Source organism: Athalassotoga sp. (assembly GCF_049965695.1).
In the GTDB taxonomy this organism is placed as follows: domain Bacteria; phylum Thermotogota; class Thermotogae; order Mesoaciditogales; family Mesoaciditogaceae; genus Athalassotoga.
Genome location: NZ_JBMFWB010000067.1, coordinates 1 through 770 on the forward strand (window position 1 = coordinate 1; position 770 = coordinate 770).

The following is a 770-nucleotide window of genomic DNA, read 5'->3' on the forward strand; positions in this document are numbered from 1 at the left end:
AGCTAACGGCGTAGTTCCTCTTGGTATTTAATATCAAGACCAGTTTGCTCTAATGTAGCTTTGACTGGATCTTCTTGAGCTGAAATAATTCGTGTTGGCTCAACACTGCTCAGATCAAACAGCATTCCTTTTTCAATTGATTCCGCAACATCCTGTCCATCCTTAAATGTCTTTTGGACCTGCTGGATGATTGCTTCTTTTACAGTTGCATATGTTGCAGTTTGTGGTTTCCCCTGTGAATTGGGGGCAAACATCATGACCTTTTGTTGTGTAGGAGTGGAAGATGAGGTCCTTTGGCTTCCTCTTTGAGATTTCTTTCGACCTCCACGACCATACCGACCGCCTCTTCCTTGAAAGCGGCCTCGACCTCGATTTTGTTGTGGTTCTCTAGCCATGTTTGAGCTGGGTATGGCACTTTTTGCCACTTGCTCACGAATTTTTTTGGCGAGGGATTCCCCCTATTTTGAGACTGGCAGCACAGTTCTTGGTTCAGGCGGCACCCCAGGTGACACTCTGACTTGATTCAAAGCCTTGATACTCGCTTTGATGCTTGAGAAGAAGTTGACTTGAGCTTGACCTTGCCCAAATTCCTTCCTTGCTTGATTTCTAAATAACTCTTGAAATATCCGATTCTTTTTCTTGATTCTTGAATAGAACCTGACTATATCTTGAATAGAACCTGACTATATGTAGGCTTACGATTTGATCAGCACAAAACTGGCTCGAACAGACGGAAATTGAAGTTGGGGCGACTTAACCGAAGTCGTTGG

1 protein-coding gene is annotated in these 770 nt (G+C 43.9%); it reads right to left on the reverse strand.

From position 1 onward, the window contains the following. Positions 1-2: 2 nt before the first annotated feature. On the reverse strand, positions 3-254 hold the full coding sequence (locus ACP5NR_RS08770) for a hypothetical protein (protein WP_428006368.1): 252 nt from the start codon (positions 252-254) through the stop codon (positions 3-5). Positions 255-770: the final 516 nt, after the last annotated feature.

Bases quoted from the DNA above. Each gene is read 5' to 3' on its own strand.
- ACP5NR_RS08770 (WP_428006368.1), bottom strand. From the start codon at position 254: ATGTTTGCCCCCAATTCACAGGGGAAACCACAAACTGCAACATATGCA.